Annotated in this window: 16 protein-coding genes and 2 pseudogenes; 15 read left to right on the top strand and 3 right to left on the bottom strand. The window is 65.4% G+C overall.

Annotated features, from left to right (window positions below; translation table 11 throughout):
- Positions 1 to 72 precede the first annotated feature (72 nt).
- Positions 73 to 1,485 carry an EAL domain-containing protein gene (locus RX327_RS07290; protein ID WP_317249889.1) on the top strand — a complete coding sequence of 471 codons (1,413 nt, stop codon included), beginning with the start codon at positions 73 to 75 and terminating at the stop codon, positions 1,483 to 1,485.
- 15 nt (positions 1,486 to 1,500) lie between these two features.
- Positions 1,501 to 2,355, top strand: a complete 855-nt coding sequence (locus RX327_RS07285) for a TIGR01459 family HAD-type hydrolase (RefSeq protein ID WP_317249888.1) — start codon at positions 1,501 to 1,503, stop codon at positions 2,353 to 2,355.
- Between the two features lie 454 nt (positions 2,356 to 2,809).
- On the opposite strand, the gene RX327_RS07280 is transcribed toward RX327_RS07285, so the two are convergent.
- Positions 2,810 to 3,205 carry a response regulator gene (locus tag RX327_RS07280; protein WP_317249887.1) on the bottom strand — a complete coding sequence of 132 codons (396 nt, stop codon included), beginning with the start codon at positions 3,203 to 3,205 and terminating at the stop codon, positions 2,810 to 2,812.
- Positions 3,206 to 3,418: 213 nt separating this feature from the next.
- On the opposite strand from RX327_RS07280, the gene RX327_RS07275 reads away from it, so the two are divergent.
- The 8 genes from RX327_RS07275 to arfB all read left to right on the top strand — a co-directional run bounded on the left by RX327_RS07275 (position 3,419) and on the right by arfB (position 13,144).
- Positions 3,419 to 4,390: a bifunctional riboflavin kinase/FAD synthetase gene (locus RX327_RS07275; RefSeq protein WP_317249886.1), complete on the top strand. Its 972-nt coding sequence runs from the start codon at positions 3,419 to 3,421 to the stop codon at positions 4,388 to 4,390.
- Positions 4,387 to 4,938, top strand: coding sequence for a sugar O-acetyltransferase (locus RX327_RS07270; protein WP_028333068.1), 552 nt, complete (start codon positions 4,387 to 4,389; stop codon positions 4,936 to 4,938). Before RX327_RS07275 ends, RX327_RS07270 begins: the two co-directional genes overlap by 4 nt.
- Before the next feature lie 211 nt (positions 4,939 to 5,149).
- Positions 5,150 to 8,164 carry an isoleucine--tRNA ligase gene (ileS, locus tag RX327_RS07265; RefSeq protein ID WP_317249885.1) on the top strand — a complete coding sequence of 1,005 codons (3,015 nt, stop codon included), beginning with the start codon at positions 5,150 to 5,152 and terminating at the stop codon, positions 8,162 to 8,164.
- Between the two features lie 161 nt (positions 8,165 to 8,325).
- The gene (lspA, locus tag RX327_RS07260) at positions 8,326 to 8,823 is read left to right on the top strand and encodes a signal peptidase II (RefSeq protein ID WP_317251215.1); all 498 of its coding nucleotides are present in this window, start codon (positions 8,326 to 8,328) and stop codon (positions 8,821 to 8,823) included.
- A 101-nt stretch (positions 8,824 to 8,924) separates the two neighbouring features.
- The gene (locus RX327_RS07255) at positions 8,925 to 9,656 is read left to right on the top strand and encodes a hypothetical protein (RefSeq protein WP_317249884.1); all 732 of its coding nucleotides are present in this window, start codon (positions 8,925 to 8,927) and stop codon (positions 9,654 to 9,656) included.
- A gap of 151 nt (positions 9,657 to 9,807) precedes the next feature.
- Positions 9,808 to 11,202, top strand: coding sequence for a pitrilysin family protein (locus RX327_RS07250; protein WP_317249883.1), 1,395 nt, complete (start codon positions 9,808 to 9,810; stop codon positions 11,200 to 11,202).
- Positions 11,199 to 12,563 (top strand): pitrilysin family protein, encoded by a 1,365-nt coding sequence (locus RX327_RS07245; RefSeq protein WP_317249882.1) that lies wholly within the window; start codon positions 11,199 to 11,201, stop codon positions 12,561 to 12,563. The genes RX327_RS07250 and RX327_RS07245 overlap by 4 nt, the downstream gene beginning before the upstream one ends.
- Positions 12,564 to 12,724: 161 nt before the next feature.
- Entirely contained in the window at positions 12,725 to 13,144 is a 420-nt protein-coding gene (gene arfB, locus RX327_RS07240) for an alternative ribosome rescue aminoacyl-tRNA hydrolase ArfB (RefSeq protein WP_317249881.1), read from the top strand.
- A 264-nt stretch (positions 13,145 to 13,408) separates the two neighbouring features.
- Here arfB and RX327_RS07235 read toward each other — a convergent pair whose 3' ends face one another.
- A complete protein-coding gene (locus RX327_RS07235) occupies positions 13,409 to 13,714 on the bottom strand; it encodes a hypothetical protein (protein ID WP_028333061.1) in 306 nt (101 codons plus the stop codon).
- A gap of 390 nt (positions 13,715 to 14,104) precedes the next feature.
- Between RX327_RS07235 and RX327_RS07230 the strand changes: the two genes are divergently transcribed.
- The 4 genes and pseudogenes from RX327_RS07230 (at position 14,105) to RX327_RS07215 (ending at position 17,005) form a co-directional block, all read left to right on the top strand.
- Positions 14,105 to 14,425, top strand: a complete 321-nt coding sequence (locus tag RX327_RS07230) for a c-type cytochrome (RefSeq protein WP_050384266.1) — start codon at positions 14,105 to 14,107, stop codon at positions 14,423 to 14,425.
- Entirely contained in the window at positions 14,426 to 14,821 is a 396-nt protein-coding gene (locus tag RX327_RS07225; RefSeq protein ID WP_317249880.1) for a VOC family protein, read from the top strand.
- Between the two features lie 53 nt (positions 14,822 to 14,874).
- Positions 14,875 to 15,423 (top strand): gluconate 2-dehydrogenase subunit 3 family protein, encoded by a 549-nt coding sequence (locus RX327_RS07220; protein WP_317249879.1) that lies wholly within the window; start codon positions 14,875 to 14,877, stop codon positions 15,421 to 15,423.
- 18 nt (positions 15,424 to 15,441) lie between these two features.
- Positions 15,442 to 17,005, top strand: a pseudogene (locus RX327_RS07215) (GMC family oxidoreductase).
- Positions 17,006 to 17,284: 279 nt separating this feature from the next.
- Here the strand turns inward: RX327_RS07215 and RX327_RS07210 are convergent.
- The gene (locus tag RX327_RS07210) at positions 17,285 to 17,605 is read right to left on the bottom strand and encodes a ribbon-helix-helix domain-containing protein (protein ID WP_317249878.1); all 321 of its coding nucleotides are present in this window, start codon (positions 17,603 to 17,605) and stop codon (positions 17,285 to 17,287) included.
- Positions 17,606 to 17,837: 232 nt separating this feature from the next.
- Between RX327_RS07210 and mutL the strand changes: the two are divergent.
- Positions 17,838 to 19,657: pseudogene (mutL, locus tag RX327_RS07205) on the top strand (DNA mismatch repair endonuclease MutL).
- Positions 19,658 to 19,719 lie beyond the last annotated feature (62 nt).

The raw sequence follows: 19,719 nt of genomic DNA, 5'->3' as shown, positions 1-19,719 counted from the left end.
GGCCCGTCGAATCAACAATGGTGCTAAGGTCGCAGTCTGGGGACGTTCGGACAGAGGGCGCGGGCGCGCGGCATGATTCGCATTTCGACGATCTTCATCGCCATCTGCATGGTCCTGGTCGCGGCCTCGCTCGGGCTCGTGCTCTATTCGGTCGCCGGCATCAGCGGAACGGAATCGGCCATCGTCGCGCTGACCGCGCTGACGTTCCTGATCCTCTACAACGCGGTGTCGATGCGGCTGCGCGACCGCAGCGACGTCGGCGGGCAGATCGCCGACCTCTCGCGGGGCACCGCCGACCTCGCCCGACAGGTGGCCGAGTTCGGGCGCCGGCTTGCCGCGGTCGAGGGCCGCATCGCCTCGTCCAACTCCACCGGCGCCGACCGGATGCAGGGCATGGCCGGCGAGATCAGCGAGCTCGGCGGACTGGTGCGGCAGCTTGCGGCATCCGTCGCCCATCATGAGGATCTGCTGGCAGCGGCTCCGGCGATGCAGCCGGTCACCTCCCCGCGCGACGATGTGCTGCAACGGGTTGCGCCGGCGCCGACGGTCGTGGTTGCGCCTCAGCCGACACCTGCGGCTCCGCCGGAGGTCTCGCGCAGCCAGACCCAGCTGATCGGCGCGATCAAGCAGGCAATCGACGAGAACCGCATCGACATATTCCTGCAGCCGATGGTGACGCTGCCGCAGCGCAAGGTGCGGTTCTACGAGGCGGTGACGCGCCTGCGCGACGAGCGCGACCAGCTGATCGTCGCCGAGGAGTTCATCAGCATCGCGGAAGCTTCCGGCCTGATCGGGCGCATCGACAACATGGTGATGCTGCGCTGCGTGCAGGTGCTGCGCCGCCTGATGATCCGCAGCAAGGATGTCGGCGTGTTCTGCAACGTCTCGGCGGCGACGCTGTCGAGCCCGGCGCACTTCACCCAATGTCTCGACTTCCTCGAAGCCAACCGGGCGCTGGCGCCCTCCCTGGTGCTGGAGTTCAAGCAGTCGACGTTCCGCAATCTCGGCCCCGCCGAGACCGAGAATCTCGCGGCGCTCGCCCAGCGCGGCTTCCGTTTCTCGATCGACCATGTCACGGATCTGCGCATCGAGCCGCGCGAACTGGCCGATCGCGGGGTGCGCTTTATCAAGGTGCCGGCCACACTGCTGCTCGATCCCAGGCAGGCCTCGACCTCGGACATCCACCCATCCGATCTCTCCGACCTGCTCGGCCGCTTCGGCATCGACCTGATCGCCGAGCGGATCGAGGGCGAGCGCGCGGTGGTCGACCTGCTCGACTACGATGTGCGCTTCGGACAGGGGTTCCTGTTCGCGCCGCCGCGGCCATTGCGGCCGGAGGGGCCATCTGCTACCGCCGGGGCTCCGCAGACCAACCCCCAGGATCTTAATGGCGCCAGCACTTCAGCCCCTGTCTCCAGCCCCGCAGCTCCGCCGCGCGCAACCGGCAGCGCCGCGCTGGCGCGCCGCGCCCTTGGTCCAAATTAGCCGGCAATTCGCATCATGACCTCACTGCGTTTCGTGGAACAGCTGCGCGACCTCGTCGGCGGCGTCGATGTGGTGCTGTCGGACATCTGGGGCGTCGTGCACAACGGGCTCGAGTCCTTTCCCGAGGCCTGCGAGGCGCTGCATACGTTCCGCCAGAGAGGCGGTACGGTGATCCTGATCACCAACGCGCCGCGCCCGGCCGACTCCGTACAGCGGCAATTGCGCAAGCTCGGTGTCCCCGATGAGACCTATGACGCGATCGTATCTTCAGGCGACCTGACGCGCCACTTCGTGGCCGATCATCCCGGCCAGAAGATCTTCTGGATCGGCCCTGAGCGCGACAGCTCGATCCACCGCGGCCTCGACGCCACGCTGGTGCCGCTGGAGCAGGCCGACTACATCGTCTGCACCGGCCTCTATGACGACGAGACCGAGACGGCGGAAGACTATCGCGGCATGATGCTGAAGGCACGCGAGCGCAAGCTGACGCTGGTCTGCGCCAACCCCGACATCGTGGTGGAACGCGGCGACCGGCTGATCTATTGCGCCGGGGCGATCGCGGAGCTCTACCGCGAGCTCGGCGGCGACGTGATCTTCTATGGCAAGCCGCACCGGCCGATCTACGAGCGCGCCATGTCACTGGCCACCGAGCGCCGCGGGCGTCCGACCGAGCTCAGCCGGGTGCTCGCGATCGGCGATTCCGTGCGCACCGATCTCACCGGCGCCCTTGGCTTCGGCATCGATCTGTTGTTCGTCACGCGCGGCATCCATTCCGAGCAGTTTGAGGGCATCGAGCAGCTCGATGCGGCCTCGATCAAGGAATTGTTCGGCCACCCGCCGCGCGCGCTGATGCGCGAGCTGAAGTGGTAGCCAAAAGGTCATCGGACTCCCTCGCCCCGCTCTTGTGCGGGGTCGAGACGAGCGAAGCTCCCTCTTGGAGGGTTGGGTGAGCGGCTGCCTCCCCAAGCGCTGGATGCCGAGAGACCAGTCCCCCTCACCCGGATTGCATCTTCGATGCAATCCGACCTCTCCCCGCAAGCGGGGCGAGGTGAAGGGCGCGCCTCCAAAAATATCGAAAACAACCCCATGCAAAGTAGCCGGCGGCGGCCGAACTTCGACAGCCGACTTGACACGTCGGGCAACTCACCGATATTCTTCTAGTATTCCGAAATCGCGCAACCACCCTCCCCTCGTCCTGCAAGCGGGGCGGGGTGAAGGGAAGCCTGATCAAATGCAAATGCCCGGGACATCTAGCGCGAAGACGCACTTCGCGCTTCTGCCCGGGCATGACGTGAATTTCAGTTGATGCGATCGATGTGGGCGGTTACGCCGTCGCCATGTCCGGGAAGACCGCCTCGATCTTGGTCTTCAGCGTCGCCGCATTGAACGGCTTGACGATGTAGTTGTTCACGCCGGCCTTTTTGGCCGCGATCACGTTCTCGGTCTTGGATTCTGCCGTGATCATGATGAAGGGCGTGGTGGCGAGGTTCGGATCCGCGCGGACTTCGCGCAGGAGGTCGTAACCCGTCATCGGCTCCATGTTCCAGTCGGAGATCACGAGCCCGTACTTCTTGCCACGCATCTTGTTCAGCGCTGCCGAACCGTCGCTGGCATCATCGATGTTCTCGAAGCCAAGCTGCTTCAGCAGATTCCGGATGATACGGATCATGGTGCTGTAGTCATCCACCACCAGAACCGGCATCGACAAATCAACCGCCATCTTTCCCCCCAAAACCACAAACGCAACTTGGCTTCTGCACAAACGCAGCTTTCCGCCAACGACTAACAGCAGGCGTTAAACAGCGCGTTAACCGGCTGAATCCGGATTGTTACGGATTTGACGCGATTTTCGTTAGCCTTGACTTCCACGCCGCCGCCGCGTCACGGTCCGGCGCGCACCATCATGCTTAAGAATCCTTGAAGAATACCACTCATGAGCACCGGCTTTACTGTTATCCGCGACAACACCCCCGCAAGCGCCATTCCGAAGGGCGCCGTGGTCGCGATGGGGAATTTCGATGGCGTCCACCTCGGTCACCGCGCCGTGATCGGCGCGGCGCTTGCGATGGGCAGAGCGCGCGGCGTGCCCGCGCTCGCCTTGACCTTCGAGCCGCATCCGCGGCGGTTTTTCAGCCCCAACACCCCGCAATTCCGTCTGACGGGCGAGCGGGCCAAGCTGCGGCTGTTGGCCGGCACCGGGCTGGCCGGCGCCGTGGTCATGACCTTCGACAAGGCGCGTGCCGGAACCAGCGCGCAAGATTTCATTCACCATGACCTGATCGGGCGTCTCGGCGTCAGCGGCATCGCGGTCGGCTACGACTTCCATTTCGGCAAGGGACGGGTCGGCTCGCCGAGCCTTCTCGTCAACGAGGCGCCCCGGCTCGGCATCGAGGTCGACGTGCAACCGCATGTCGATATCGACGAGCGGCCCGTCTCCTCCAGCGCGATCCGGATCGCCCTCGCCGAGGGCGAGATCGCGGATGCAACCACGATGCTGGGCGGACCGTGGTTCGTCACCGGCAAGGTGATCCACGGCGAGAAGCGCGGCCGCGATCTCGGTTACCCCACCGCCAATGTCCGCCTCGACAAGCATTGCGGGCTCAAGCACGGCATCTACGCGGTGCGGGTCGGCCGCGGTGCCGAGCGGCTCGACGGCGTGGCCAGCTTCGGCCGCCGTCCGACCTTCGACAACGGCGCCCCGCTCCTGGAGATCTTCCTGTTCGACTTCAAGGGCGACCTGTACGACGCGGTCCTTGATGTCGCATTCATCGGTTTCATTCGCGAAGAGCTGAAATTCGACACCATCGAGGCGTTGATACGCCAGATGGATGACGACAGCGCCAAGGCGCGCGCGGTGCTGGCCGCGGCGCCCGACGCGTTCCCGCAGCTCGGAGTGATTGGTTGAACAGGACTGAAAAGCAAAAAATGCTGGCGGGCGAGCTGTATCGCCCGGATGCAGAGCTCGCCGCCGACCATACCGCGGCGGAACAATGGATGGCGCGCTACAACGCGTCGGGCGCATCGTCCGCGGCCGAACTGCACGCGCTGCTCGGTGAGCGCTTCCGCAAGGTCGGCAGGGATGCCGTGATCCGCCCGCCGTTCTTCTGCGACTACGGCAGCAATATCAGCCTCGGCGACGGCGTGTTCCTCAACTTCAATTGCGTGATCCTCGACGTCGTCGAGGTCGTGATCGGCGATCGGACCCAGATCGGCCCAGCGGTGCAGATCTATACCGCCGACCACCCGCGCGATGCCGAAACCCGCCGCGCCGGGCTGGAATTCGGCCGCCCGATCCGGATCGGCAGCGACGTCTGGATCGGCGGAGGTGCCATCATCCTGCCCGGCATCACGATCGGCGACGGCGCCCTGGTCGGGGCCGGCAGCGTGGTCACACGGAACGTCGCCCCCGGCGCGATCGTGGCGGGAAATCCGGCCCGGGCACGGCCGGCCTGAGCCGCCCATGCGCGGCCCTGCGGGCCACCGGGGGGCTTTGCGATTTCCCCGTCCGGCTGCTATGGAGAGCCCATGTTTGCGCGGCGCATCATAGGGATTAGCGGCCCGGCTTCCGCCTGAGCCTTTGGCTCGGCGCAAGACCGGGATTTTGTCGTTTCACTCCCGCGATTGATCGCGTATCCGCGCCCGCACCTGCCAAATCAGAGCTTTCATGTCCGACAAGCCGCAAAAGACCGACGCCCAAAAGACTGACGTTAGGGACTATTCCAAAACCCTGTTCCTGCCGCAGACCGAATTCCCGATGCGTGCGGGCCTGCCGCAGCGCGAGCCGGAGATCCTCAAGCGCTGGTACGAGATCGGCCTCTACGAGAAGCTGCGCCAAGCTGCGAAGGGCCGCGCCAAGTTCGTGCTGCATGACGGCCCGCCCTACGCCAACGGCAACATCCATATCGGCACGGCGCTGAACAAGATCCTGAAGGATCTCGTCACCAAGAGCCAGCAGATGCTCGGCTTCGATTCCAACTACGTGCCGGGCTGGGACTGCCACGGCCTGCCGATCGAGTGGAAGGTCGAGGAGGAGCACTACCGCAAGAAGGGCAAGCAGAAGCCCGACTTCCGCGACAGCGCCGCAATGATCGATTTCCGGAAGGAGTGCCGCGCCTATGCCACGCACTGGCTCGGCGTCCAGCGCGAGGAGTTCAAGCGCCTGGGGGTGATCGGCGACTGGGACCATCCCTACGCCACCATGAGCTATCCCGCCGAAGCCCAGATCGCGCGCGAGTTGATGAAGTTCGCCGCCAACGGCACGCTCTATCGCGGCTCCAAGCCGGTGATGTGGAGCGTGGTCGAGAAGACCGCGCTGGCCGAAGCCGAAGTGGAGTACGAGGACCACACCTCCGATACGGTGTGGGTGAAATTCCCGGTGACCTCGCCCGCGCACGGTGCGCTCGCGTCCGCAAGCGTCGTGATCTGGACCACCACGCCCTGGACGCTGCCGGGCAACCGCGCCATCTCGTTCTCGCCGAAGATCGCCTACGGCCTCTACAAGGTGACGGACGCGCCCGCCGACAATTGGGCCAAGACCGGCGATCTCCTGATTCTCGCGGACGCGCTCGCGGAAGAGGTCTTCAAGCAGGCGCGCGTGACGGCTTATGAGAAGGTCCGCGATATTCCCGGCGACACGCTGGACGCCGTGGAATGCGCCCATCCGCTGCGCGGCTTCGGTGGCGGCTATGACTTCGTCGTGCCGTTGCTGCCCGGCGACCATGTCACCGACGACACCGGCACCGGCTTCGTGCACACGGCGCCCGGCCATGGCCGAGAGGACTTCGATGTCTGGATGGCGCAGGCGCGCGATCTCGACGTGCGCGGCATCAACACCGCGATCCCCTACACCGTCGACGAGAACGGCGCCTACACCGATCATGCCCCGGGTTTTGCCGGCAAGCGCGTCATCAACGACAAGGGCGAGAAGGGCGATGCCAACGAGGCCGTGATCAAGGCGCTCGTCGACAGAGGCATGCTGCTCGCGCGCGGCCGGCTGAAGCATCAATATCCGCACTCCTGGCGCTCCAAGAAGCCGGTGATCTTCCGCAATACGCCGCAATGGTTCATCGCGATGGACAAGCCGATCGCCGAGAATGGCCATGCGAAGAGCGGCGATACGCTGCGCGCCCGTGCGCTGCACGCGATCTCGGTGACGCAATGGGTCCCGCCATCGGGCGAAAACCGCATCAACGGCATGATCGAGGCGCGGCCGGACTGGGTGATCTCGCGCCAGCGCGCCTGGGGCGTGCCGATCGCCGTGTTCGTGCGCGAGAAGGGCGACGGCTCCGCCGAGATCCTCCAGGACGAGGCCGTCAACCAGCGCATCACCGAGGCGTTCATGGAGGAAGGCGCCGACGCCTGGTACATGGACGGCGCCCGCGAGCGCTTCCTCGGGTCACGCGCGTCGGAGAACTGGAAGAAGGTCGACGACATCTGCGACGTCTGGTTCGATTCCGGCTCCACGCACGCCTTCGTGCTGGAAGACCGCCAGAACTTCCCGCAGCTCGGCAACATCGTGCGCAAGGTCGACGGCGGCACCGACACGGTGATGTATCTGGAAGGCTCGGACCAGCACCGCGGCTGGTTCCACTCCTCGCTGCTGGAAAGCTGCGGCACGCGCGGACGCGCGCCCTACGACATCGTGCTGACCCACGGCTTCACCCAGGCCGAGGACGGCCGCAAGATGTCGAAGTCGCTCGGCAACACCATCGAGCCGCAGGCCGTCATCAAGGACTCCGGCGCCGACATCCTGAGGCTGTGGGTCGCATCCAGCGACTACACCGACGACCAGCGCATCGGCCCCGAGATCCTGAAGAACACCGTCGAGACCTATCGCAAGCTGCGCAACACCGTGCGCTGGATGCTGGGCACGCTGCATCACTACAAGCCGAGCGAGAAGGTCGCCTTTGCCGAGATGCCCGAGCTCGAGCGGCTGATGCTGCACGAGCTCGCCGGCCACACCGAGACCATCCGCAAGGCCTATGCCGAGTTCGACTACAAGACCGTCGTCGCGATCCTGTCCGCCTTCCTGAACAGCGAGCTCTCCGCGTTCTACTTCGACATCCGCAAGGACACGCTCTATTGCGATCCGCCCTCGTCGCTGACGCGCAAGGCGGCGCTGACGACCATCGACCTGTTGTGCGCCTCGATCCTGAAGTGGCTGGCCCCGATCCTCAGCTTCACCGCGGAGGAAGGCTGGCGCATGTACCGGCCCGACGCCGAGCCGTCCGTGCATCTGACGCTGTTCCCCGAAGGTCTCGAGCAATTGCGCGACGACAAGCTCGCCGCAAAATGGGAGACGATCCGCAACGTCCGCCGCGTCGTCACCGGGGCGCTCGAGCTCGAACGCGCCGCCAAGAACATCGGGTCCTCGCTCGAGGCCTCGCCGGTGATCTATGTCGCCGACCGCGACATGCTGATGACGCTGTTCGACACCGATCTCGCCGAGATCTGCATCACCTCGAACTACGAGGTGCGTGAGGGCGAGGCGCCGGCTTCGGCGTTCCGTCTCGATGCCGTACCCGGCGTTGCGGTCGTGGTGGAGAAGGCGGTCGGCACCAAATGCGCCCGCTCCTGGAAGATTTCGCCGACGGTCGGCGAAGACCCTGAATACCCCGACGTCACCCCGCGCGACGCGAAGGCGCTGCGCGAATGGAAGGCGCTGGGGGGCACGGCCTAACCGTCGTCCCTGCGAAAGCAGGGACCCATAACCACCGCTGTCTCGAATGGGCGAAGGCTGATGACCCCGAGTCATTCAAACAATACCCGGCACGGCGTATGGGTCCCGGCTCCGTGCGCAACAGCGCACTCGGCCGGGACGACGCCTTGGGCGGCAAGCCGATGACCTCTGCTGTTCGCGCCGGTGTGCTTGCGGCGGTGATCACCCTGATCGCCGACCAGGCCTCGAAGCTCTGGCTGCTCCATGTCCTCGACATCGTGCATCACGCCCCGGTGCGGGTGACGCCGTTCTTCGACCTGGTGCTGGCCTGGAATATCGGCATCAGCTTCGGCTGGCTCCAGAGCGAGACCCCGGCGGCCCAGATTCTGCTGATGGTGATCAAGGCAGCGGCCGTGATCGCGCTGGCGATCTGGATGGCGCGGTCGCGGACCTGGCTCGCGACGGTGTCGCTCGGCCTGATCATCGGCGGCGCCGTCGGTAACGGCATCGACCGCCTGGTCTATGGCGCGGTGGTGGATTTCGCCCTGCTTCACATCGAGATCGCCGGAAAAACCTATAATTGGTATGTGTTTAACCTCGCCGACGTGGCCATCGTTGCTGGGGTGGCGGCGCTATTGTATGATTCCTTCCTGGGGGTACCCGCCGCAAAAGCGCCCTGATCCCGGCCGATACGAGCCGGTCAGCGGCCCACACCTGTATCAAGCGGAACTGTGCCTAAGCCAGTGATCGCTTTGGCGAAATTTGAGATGGGAATGGCGCAATGCGCAACACCAAAGCCCGCGGTTACCTGATCGAGACGTCCCGGCTGCCGCTGATGCGCGGCCTGCGCCTGGCGTTCGTCGCAGCCGGGATCGGCCTTGTCATGACGGCCGGCCCGGTGCGCGCCGGCGACGATGAGGATGACGGCGACGATGGCCTGACCTTCGAAGAGAGGCTCATCGACAATCTGATGTCCGGCATCGGCGCCAAGAGCATGGAGAAGAAGGGCATCGAATACCGCGAGCGCTCGCCGCTGGTCGTGCCGCCCAAGCTCGACCTGCCCCCGCCGGCATCGACCGCCCAGGTCAACGCGCCGAACTGGCCGAAGGACCCTGATATCGCCGCGCGCAAGGCTGCGATCGCGGCGCGCAAGAAGGATGTCAAGAAGGAGCCGTGGCAGTCCGCGGTGGCGTTGACGCCGGCCGAGATCGAGGCCGGCCGCAAGCAGCAGACGGCCACCGATGGCCGCAAGGAGCCGCTGGAGCCCGGCGTGAGCACCAATCCATCGCTGATGCCGAGCCAGCTCGGTTACACCGGCGGCCTGCTCGGCATGTTCAAGGGGAACAGCAGCGAGTCCAAACCGTTCAAGGGTGAGCCGACGCGCGAATCCCTGACCGAGCCGCCGCCGGGCTACCAGACCCCGTCCTCGGGCTATGCCTATGGCACAGGGCCGCAGGCGCCGAAGGTGAACGAGGGCCAGTACGACGTCATGTCCGGAAAACCGGTACAGTGACGCTTGGCCTGCTCGCGCGAAGGCTGACATGAGCAAAGCTTAATGCGGGGCGGCGGGTGTCTCTCCGCTTCGTGACCGTCGGCACGGGAACGACCGTGTACGATAGCTTGCTTTCGCGCCCCGGCCGTGGGTCCGGGCTTTCATAAGGACCATGATGCGCTCTCGCCGATCGATCGCCCTGTTCGCTGCCGCATTCGTTTCCACCATCCCGCTGCCGGGTGCCAGCCTCCGCGCCCAGACCACCGTCACCTCGGAACGCCCCGCCAGCTTCACGCTCAGCAACGGCATGCAAGTCGTGGTGATTCCCGATCACCGCACGCCCGTCGTCACCGAGATGATCTGGTACAAGGTCGGCTCGGCCGACGAGACGCCCGGCAAGTCCGGGCTGGCGCACTTCCTCGAACACCTGATGTTCAAGGGCACCTCGAAGCATCCGGCCGGAGAATTCTCCCAGACCGTGCTTCGCGTCGGCGGCAACGAGAACGCCTCGACCTCGGTCGACTACACCAATTACTACCAGCGCGTGCCGAAAGAGCAATTGCCGACCATGATGGAGTTCGAGGCCGACCGCATGACGGGCCTCGTCCTCAAGGACGAGAACGTGCTGCCCGAGCGCGACGTCGTGCTCGAAGAGTACAACATGCGCGTCGCCAACAATCCGGATGCGCGGCTGAACGAGCAGATCATGGCCGCGCTCTATCTCAACCATCCCTACGGGCGTCCGGTGATCGGCTGGCATCAGGAGATCGAAAAGCTCGATCGCGAGGATGCGCTTGCCTTCTATCGCCGCTTTTATGCGCCGAACAACGCGATCCTGGTGATCGCCGGCGACGTCGACGTCAAGGATATCCGCCCGCTGGTCGAGAAGAACTTCGGCCCGATCCCGGCGCAGCATGCGATCCCCGAGAAGCGGGTCAGGCCGCAGGAGCCGACACCTGCCGCGCCGCGCACCGTGACGCTGTCGGATCCGCGCGTCGAACAACCCAGCCTGCGTCGCTATTACCTGGTGCCCTCGGCGACAACCGCCGCTGCAGGCGAGAGCCAGGCGCTCGATGTGCTCGCGCAGTTGATGGGCGGCGGCGCCAACTCCTATCTCTATCGCTCGCTGGTGATCGACAAGGGCCTCGCGATCTCGGCCGGCGCCGGCTACCAGGGCACCTCGCTCGATCCGTCGCAATTCTCGATCTCGGTGACGCCGAAACCCGGCGTCGAGTTCGCGCAGATCGAGGACGCGATCGACAAGGTGATCGCCGACCTCGCGCAGAACCCGGCGCGCGCCGAGGATCTGGAACGCGTGAAGACTCAGCTCATCGCCGAGGCGATCTATGCCCAGGACAACCAGGCGGTGCTGGCGCGCTGGTACGGCGGCGCGCTGACCACGGGCCTGTCGATCGAGGACATCAGGAGCTGGCCCGACCGCATCCGCGCCGTCACCGCCGAGCAGGTTCGCGCCGTCGCGCAGAAATGGCTCGAGAAGAAGCGCTCGGTGACGGGCTACCTGATCAAGGACACCGCTACCGCCAAGCGCGAGGAGAAGCGTTCGTGACCTATTTCCTCACCCGCCGTGCGGCCCTGATCGGCGGCGCCTGCGCCGCGCTGCTGACGCTGACGTCGGCGCCCTCGCAGGCCGCGGCCAAAATCCAGCGCCTGATCTCGCCCGGCGGCATCGAAGCCTGGTTCGTGCAGGACGCGACCGTGCCGCTGATCGCGATGGAATATTCCTTCGCCGGCGGTTCGTCCCAGGATCCCAAGGACAAGCCGGGCGTCGCCAATCTGGTCGGCGATCTCCTCGACGAAGGCTCCGGCGATCTCGATTCCAAAACCTATCATGAGCGGCTCGAGCGCCGCGCCATCGAGCTGAGCTTCCAGTCGAACCGCGATCAGTTCCGCGGCTCGCTGCGCATGCTCAAGGACAACAAGGACGAAGCCTACGACCTGCTGCGGATGGCGCTGACCTCGCCGCATTTCGAGCCGAAGGACGTCGAACGGATCCGTGCCCAGGTGATCGCCAATCTGCGCCGCGAATCGACCAATCCGTCCTCGCTCGCCGGCCGCAAGTTCCTCGAGCTCGCCTTCGGCGATCATCCCTATGCCAGGACGGCCACCGGCACGCTGGAAAGCGTGCCGACCATCCAGATCTCCGACCTCAAGGACTACACCCGCCGCATCATCGCCAAGGATACGCTGCGCGTTGCCGTGGTCGGCGACGTCGATCCCGATACGCTCGGCAAGCTGCTGGACAAGACCTTTGGCGCCCTGCCGGCGAAGGCCGAATTGACGCCGGTCCCCGACGTCGAGGCTGCGAAGCCCCCGCAACGCGCCTTCGTGACGCTCGACGTGCCGCAGACCGTGATCACCTTCGGCGGCCCCGGGATCGCCAGGCACGACCCGGACTTCATGGCGGCCTATGTGGTGAACCACATCCTCGGCGGCGGCGGCTTGTCCTCCCGGCTCTATCGCGAGGTCCGCGAGAAGCGCGGGCTGGCCTATTCGGTGTTCGAATCGCTGCTCTGGATGGAGCATTCGGCGATCTTCATCGGCAACACCGGCACCCGCGCCGACCGCGCCGGCGACACCATCGATGCGATCGAGAAGGAGGTGCGCCGCATCGCCGAGCAAGGCCCGACGCAGAAGGAGCTCGACGAGGCCAAGTCCTACCTCAAGGGCTCGCAGATGCTGGCGCTCGACACCTCCTCCAAGCTGGCTCAGGCGCTGCTGCAATATCAGCAGGACAAGCTGCCGATCGACTATATCGAGAAGCGCAACGCCATCGTCGACGCCGTGACGCTGGACGACGCCAAGCGGGTCGCCAAAAAGCTCTGGGGCAACGGCCTGCTCACCGCAATCGTCGGCCGCGCCCCGCAAGCCGCGGCGCAGCCGGTGTCGGCGCCGCCGAAGGCGAACTGACGCGTTCCGGCGCGCCACCTTCCCTTCATACGCACCACCGTTGTGGCCACACCTCTCTCCACCCCCCGTGTGGGGGTCCGCGACCACTGCATCAGCACCACCCAAGCACGATCAAACCCGCTATTCTGCGGCGGCCGATTCTTGCCTCCATGGGTGATGTCATGCTGCGGGTGTCCCGCGACCTTACGATCGACGAGAACGACATTGAGGTCGTTTTTGTCCGCGCCTCCGGCCCGGGCGGGCAGAACGTCAACAAGGTCGCGACCTCGGCACAGCTGCGCTTCGATACCAACAAGATTGCATTGCCGGCGGACGCCGCGCAGCGGCTGGCACGGCTCGCCGGCAGCCGTATGACCAAGGACGGCGTGATCGTGATCCACGCCTTCCGCTTTCGCACCCAGGAACGCAATCGCACCGATGCGATCGACCGGCTGCTCGAGATGTTGAGGGAGGCGATGGTGCGGCCGACACCGCGGCGGCCGACCAAGCCGACTTTCGCCTCCAAGCAGCGCCGGCTCGAGGGCAAGAAGCGCCGCAGTGACGTCAAGGCAGGACGCGGCGCGCGCCGTTTCGACGATTAAAGCATGATCGGGAAAAGTGCGAAGCGGTTTTCCGAAAAGATCATGCTCAAACGACGACCTGGAGCGCGATGACGATTCATCCCAATCGCATCGCGCTTTTGGGAACGCCGGACGCAGCGCACGCGGCACTGCATCCGGGATCCGGTCAGCGTCACCAGAAGCGTTTTCGCGCGAAGCGGATGTCGGTTCGCGCGAAGGAACGCGTCAGAACAAGAAGCCTGAGCCTTGGTTCCGATTGATCAGAACCGCGAAGGCTCTCGTACTTCAGTACTTCTTGGTTGCGGGCGCCATCTCGGAACCACCCGACTTCGGTGCCGTGCGTCCGCTGCCGACCGTTCCCTTGCTGCCTGACTTGGCGGCGGCACCGCTCTTCTGCGTCGTCGCGCCAGGTTGCGCCGCCATTTCTTCATCGCCGCTGCCGGACATGCCGCCGCCCTGCTGCATGGTACCTCTGCCCTGCGCACCGCCGCGAAGCTGGGTATCCGGTGCAGTCGTTCCCTGTGCCAGGACGGGGCCGGCCATCGCGGCCGAGATGGCAAGGGCGAGCACGCTGGTTTTTGCAAACGTCATCCATTTCTCCTGGGACTTTAATTGACGATGGAGGAGCGGCGCAGGTGGTGCGCCGTTTGCAGCGCCGACCCTGAACCCCATCGCGCAAGACTGAATTTTCCGCAAACGGCGCACGCGAGATGCAAGCTGCGTCGTGTGGTGATCGTGCAGGGATTTCGCGGTCATTTTGCGAAATTGTCGTCCGCATATGCGGCAACCAACGGTTCCGCGCCAGATCACCGCCCAGCTTTGTTCTGCTGTGAAACAGCCCGCTACTACCAACGGCGGATTTCAGCCTCCTACAGTCACCGCACAGAGGCGGTGATGTAGATGGCAAAGCTGCGCGCAGGGTGGTTGTTGGGGCTGGGATTTTGCAGCGCAATGCTTGCAGTGCAAATGACGGCTGCGCAGATGCCCCTGCCGGCGGCAAGGCCGCCGGATGGCGCGACGCTGTTCAAGCAGCAATGCGCGACCTGCCACACGTCAAACACGTCGGATGCCGTCCGGCAAGGCCCGTCGCTCTACAGGATCGTCGGCCGCCACGCCGGCAAGGCCGACGGCTTCAAATATTCCGCGGGCTTCAGCAAGGCCGACTTCGTCTGGGACGACGCCAGGCTCGATGCCTGGCTGACCAATCCGCAGGAGGTGATCCCCGGCGCCGTGATGGCCTACCGGCAGGCCAAGCCGGAAACCCGCGCCATGATCATCGCCTATCTGAAGGAGCTGAACTGAATGGCGAAACCCGTGCATTCGATGATCCGCGTGCTCGACGAAGCCAGAGCGCTCGACTTCTACAAGCGTGCCTTCGGCCTGGAGGTCACCGACCATCTGAGGTTCGCGGATTTCGCCCTGATCTATCTGCGTCACCCCTCCTCACCTTTCGAGGTCGAGCTGACGGTCAATTTCGATCGCAAGGAGCCGTACCAGCTCGGCGACGGCTACGGCCATCTCGCCGTGGTCGTTGAAGACCTCGATGCCGAGCATGCCCGCTTCGAGAAGGAGAAACTGTCGCCCGGGCCGCTGCGCGACTTCAAGCATGACGGCAAGACGCTGGCGCGCTTCTTCTTCGTCAGTGATCCCGATGGCTACAAGATCGAAGTGATCCAGCGGGGCGGCCGTTTCGGCTAGAGCATGCTCGAACAACAAGGCAATTGCACAAACAAAAATTGACGGAGGAACCCATGAGAGAAATCGATCGACGCAGCAAATATGACCGGCGTGTCTTTCTCAAAGGCGCGGCCGTTACCGCACCCGCAGTCGCGATCGCGACCTCGACGGGGCTCGGCATCACCGATGCGTGGGCCGAAGGCGCCTCGACGCTGACGCCCGCGACGATGAAGACGCTGCTGAAGGTTGCGCGCGACATCTATCCGCACGACGTGCTCGGCGACAGCTACTACATCACCGCGGTCAAGCCGTATGATGAGAAGGCCGCGAAGGATCCGGCGGTCAAGTCGCTGATCAATGACGGCGTCACGAGGCTCGATCAGGCGGCCAACGACCGCCACAAGATGCCTTATGTCCAGGTCGCCTGGGAAAACGATCGCGTCGCGCTGCTGCAACAGATCGAGCAAAGCGACTTTTTCCAGAAGGTGCGCGGCGATCTCGTCGTCTCGCTCTACAACCAGAAAGAGGTATGGCCGCGGTTCGGCTACGAGGGCTCTTCCGCCGAGCTCGGCGGCTACATCAACCGCGGCTTCGCCGACATCGACTGGCTGCCGAAGGCCTGAACGGGTCGGGAGGAAACAATGGCAAAATTCGATCTGAACGACTCCAGCGTCGTGGTGATCGTCGGCTCCGGCGCCGGCGGCGGCACGCTGGGCAACGAACTCGCGCAGAAAGGCGTCAAGGTCGTCATTCTCGAGGCAGGTCCCCGCATCGAGAACCACGACTTCATCAACGACGAATGGGAGAGCTTCTCCCAGCTCGCCTGGACCGATGCGCGCACCACGTCGGGCACATGGCGCGTCGCCAGGGATTTTTCGGGCCTTCCCGCCTGGATCGTCAAGGCGGTCGGCGGCTCGACCGTGCATTGGGCCGGCGCCTCGCTGCGCTTCGACGAGCACGAATTCAGGGTGAAGAGCACCTACGGCAGCATTCCCGGCGCGAACCTCCTGGACTGGCCGGTCACGCTTGCCGAGATGGAGCCGTGGTACGCCAAGGCCGAGAACAAGATGGGCGTGACTCGCACCAACGGCATTCCCGGACTGCTCGGCAACAATAACTTCAAGGTGCTGGAGGCCGGCGCGAAGAAGCTCGGCTACAAGACTGTGCACACCGGCAACATGGCGATCAACAGTCAGCCGCGCGACGGACGGGGCTCGTGCCAGCAGATCGGGTTCTGCTTCCAGGGCTGCAAATCCGGCGCCAAATGGTCGACGCTCTACACCGAGATCCCCAAGGGCGAGGCAACCGGCAATCTCGAGGTCCGTCCCGGCAGCATGGTGGTGAAGATCGAGCATGACGCGAGCGGCAAGGTCACCGGTGTCGTCTACGCCGACGAGCGGCGCGATGCAGCGTCAGAGGGCGCGCATCGTTGCGGTGGCCGGCAACTCCATCGAGAGCCCGCGGCTGCTGCTCAACAGCGCCTCGCCCATGTTCCCCGATGGCCTCGCCAACTCCAGCGGTCAGGTCGGCCGCAACTACATGCGTCACATGACCGGCAGCGTCTACGCGGTGTTCGAAAAGTCGGTGCACATGTATCGCGGCACCACCATGGCCGGCATCATCCGCGACGAGGCCGCCAACAACCCCAAGCGCGGCTTCGTCGGCGGCTACGAGATGGAGACGCTGTCGATCGGCTTGCCGTTCATGGCGGCGTTCCTCAACCCCGGCGCCTGGGGACGCTCGTTCACGTCCGCGCTCGACGGCTACCCGCGCATGGCCGGCATGTGGCTGGTCGGCGAGGATATGCCGCAGGAGACCAACCGTATCACGCTCGATCCGGTCGTGAAGGACAAGTTCGGTCAGCCGGTCGCGAGCGTGCATTTCGACGATCATCCCAACGATGTCGCGATGCGCGCGCATGCCTACAAGCAGGGCGCCGCGGTCTACGACGCCGTCGGCGCCACCGTGACCTATCCGACGCCGCCCTATCCGAGCACGCACAATCTCGGCACCAACAGGATGAGTGAGAAGCCCCGGGACGGCGTCGTCAACAAGTTCGGGCAGAGCCACGACATCAAGAACCTGTTCGTCTCCGATGGCAGCCAGTTCACCAGCGGCGCAGCCTGCAACCCGACGCTGACCATCGTCGCGCTCGCGATCCGGCAGGCGGACTACATCGCCGGTGCGATGCAGAAGGAGATTTGAAGCGAGATTCGGTCGAATAGCGGCCGCGACGACCCTGCGCTCCCTCTCCCCGTTCCTGCGGGGAGAGGGCTGGGGTGAGGGGCCGTCTCCGCGTATTCAGCGGTAGCTGCGTTTGCGGAAACTCCCCCTCACCCGGAACGCATCTTGCGATGCGTTCCGACCTCTCCCCGCAAGCGGGGCGAGGTGAAGCGGAGTGTGTTCCGGATTCCCTCTCACTGAAGCGGCCTTGCCTAACACGACAAGGCCGCTCTTCTTTTGCGTGATGTACTTGCGCGAAGCCTATTCCGCGGCATCCATGATCGCCGCCGCCCCGCGATAGTCGGGAACGACCGCCGGCGCATTCGCCTTGGCGCGATAGATCAGACAGGAGCAGCGCAGCAGCGAGGCGAAATTGTTGACCTCGCCATGATGGTCGAGCACCTCGTTGTAGAGCGTGGTCAGGAACTTGCCGAGGCTCATGCTCTCCTTGGCCGCGATCTCCTCCAGCGTGTCCCAGAACGCCATTTCCAGGCGGATCGACGTGCAGTGCCCACCGATCCGCAAAGACCGTGTCTGGGATTCGTAGTCGCGTTGGGGCTGATGCGCGAAGAGATGGCACATGGCGTCCCTCCGGCGAGAACTTATAATTTTTCTAAACGATATACCTGTGTGCGCGGCCCCACAATCGGGACGTAGGGCGTAACGCGCCGGCCGCCGAAGCCAAGCGTCTTCAAGGCGATAGGCTGGAATCATCCCCAACCTGCTTGCGGCCGCCAGATCGGTCCCATGCATTTGCCGGCGCGGCGACTTATAGTAACGGCCAGCCTCGAATCGCTCTCCGAACGTCCAATCCATGCCCGTCCGTCAATTGCCAGAACAGGTCGTCAACCGCATCGCCGCCGGCGAGGTGGTCGAACGTCCGGCGAGCGTGGTCAAGGAGCTGGTCGAGAACGCCATTGATGCCGGCGCGAGCCGGATCGACGTTTTCACTGATGGCGGCGGGCGGCGGCGGATCGGCATCACCGACGACGGCAGCGGCATGACCGCAAAGGACCTCTCGCTCGCGGTCGAGCGCCACGCCACCTCCAAGCTCGACGACGAGGACCTGCTCCAGATCCGCACGCTCGGGTTCCGCGGCGAGGCGCTGCCCTCGATCGGCGCGGTCGCGCGTCTCTCGGCATCACCACGCGGCATGCCAGCGAACCGCATGCCTGGGCTCTCACGGTCGAGGGCGGCGCGAAGTCCGGGATCATGCCGGCTGCGCTGGCCCACGGCACCCGCGTCGAGGTCAACGACCTCTTCTACGCGACGCCGGCGCGACTGAAGTTCTTGAAGACCGACCGCACCGAGGCGGAAGCCATCCGCGAGGTGGTGCGGCGCCTTGCGATGGCGCGGCCGGACATTGCCTTCACACTCGCGGGCGAGGAGCGCGCGCCGGTGACCTGGGCCGCCGCCCTGCCTGGCGCCGCCGGACGGCTCACCCGGCTCGGCGATATCCTGGGTGCGGATTTTCGTAGCTGTGCGATCGAGGTGCGCGCCGAGCGCGAGGGCGTCGTGGTGGAAGGCTTTGCCGCCGCGCCGTCGCTGACCAAGGCCAACGCGCTCGGGCAATATCTCTTCGTCAACGGCCGGCCGGTCCGCGACAAGCTCATTCTCGGCGCTGTGCGCGCCGCCTATTCCGACTACCTGCCGCGCGATCGCCACCCGGTGCTGGCGCTGTTCGTCACGCTCGATCCGCGCGAGGTCGATGCCAACGTGCATCCGGCCAAGACCGAGGTGCGCTTCCGCAACGCCGGCCTTGTGCGCGCACTGATCGTGCACGGGCTGAAGGAAGCCCTCGCGCGCGAGGGCCGGCGCACCGCCGCCAATACCGCCGACGGCGCCGCGCTCTCGGCCTTCCGCCCGGCCTTCACGCCGCCCCCCCCGGGCAATTGGGACTGGCGCGGCTCGCCGTCCTATCCGGCTGGCCCGATGCGCGCGTTCGACGGCGCGGCGGCGGCCGCCTTCGCCGAGCCCGGACAGGCCGCCTTCGACGTCGGCACGCCGACCGCCGATGTGCGCTTCGAGGCCGCGCCCGCGCCCGACCTCGTCGACCGCCCGCTGGGCGCAGCGCGCACGCAGATCCACGAGACCTACATCGTCTCGCAGACCCGCGACGGCCTGATCATCGTCGACCAGCACGCCGCGCATGAGCGCATCGTCTACGAGCGGCTGAAGGCCTCACTGGCTGCCAACGGCGTGCAGCGGCAGATCCTCCTGATCCCCGAGATCGTCGAGATGGACGAGGCGACCGTCGAGCGCCTGCTCGAGCGCAGCGACGAGCTGGCCTCGTTCGGCCTTGCCATCGAATCCTTCGGCCCTGGCGCGGTCGCGGTGCGCGAGACGCCGTCGCTGCTCGGCAAGACCAATGCGGGCGGACTCTTGCGCGACCTCTCCGAGCATATGGCCGAGTGGGACGAGGCGCTTCCGTTGGAGCGCCGCCTGATGCACGTCGCCGCCACCATGGCTTGCCACGGCTCGGTGCGCGCTGGCCGCAGGCTCAGACCGGAGGAGATGAACGCGCTGCTCCGCGAGATGGAGGAGACGCCGAACTCCGGCCAGTGCAATCACGGCCGGCCGACCTATGTCGAGCTGAAGCTGAGCGACGTGGAGAAGCTGTTCGGGCGGAGGTAGTGGCCACACATTCCGTCGTCCCGGGTGAGCCAACGGGTCGGCGCAAAGCGCCGCCCGATGAC

The sequence above is a fragment of the Bradyrhizobium sp. BEA-2-5 genome (genome assembly GCF_032918025.1).
In the GTDB taxonomy this organism is placed as follows: Bacteria; Pseudomonadota; Alphaproteobacteria; order Rhizobiales; family Xanthobacteraceae; genus Bradyrhizobium; species Bradyrhizobium pachyrhizi.
This window is presented reverse-complemented; position numbering and strand designations above follow the sequence as displayed.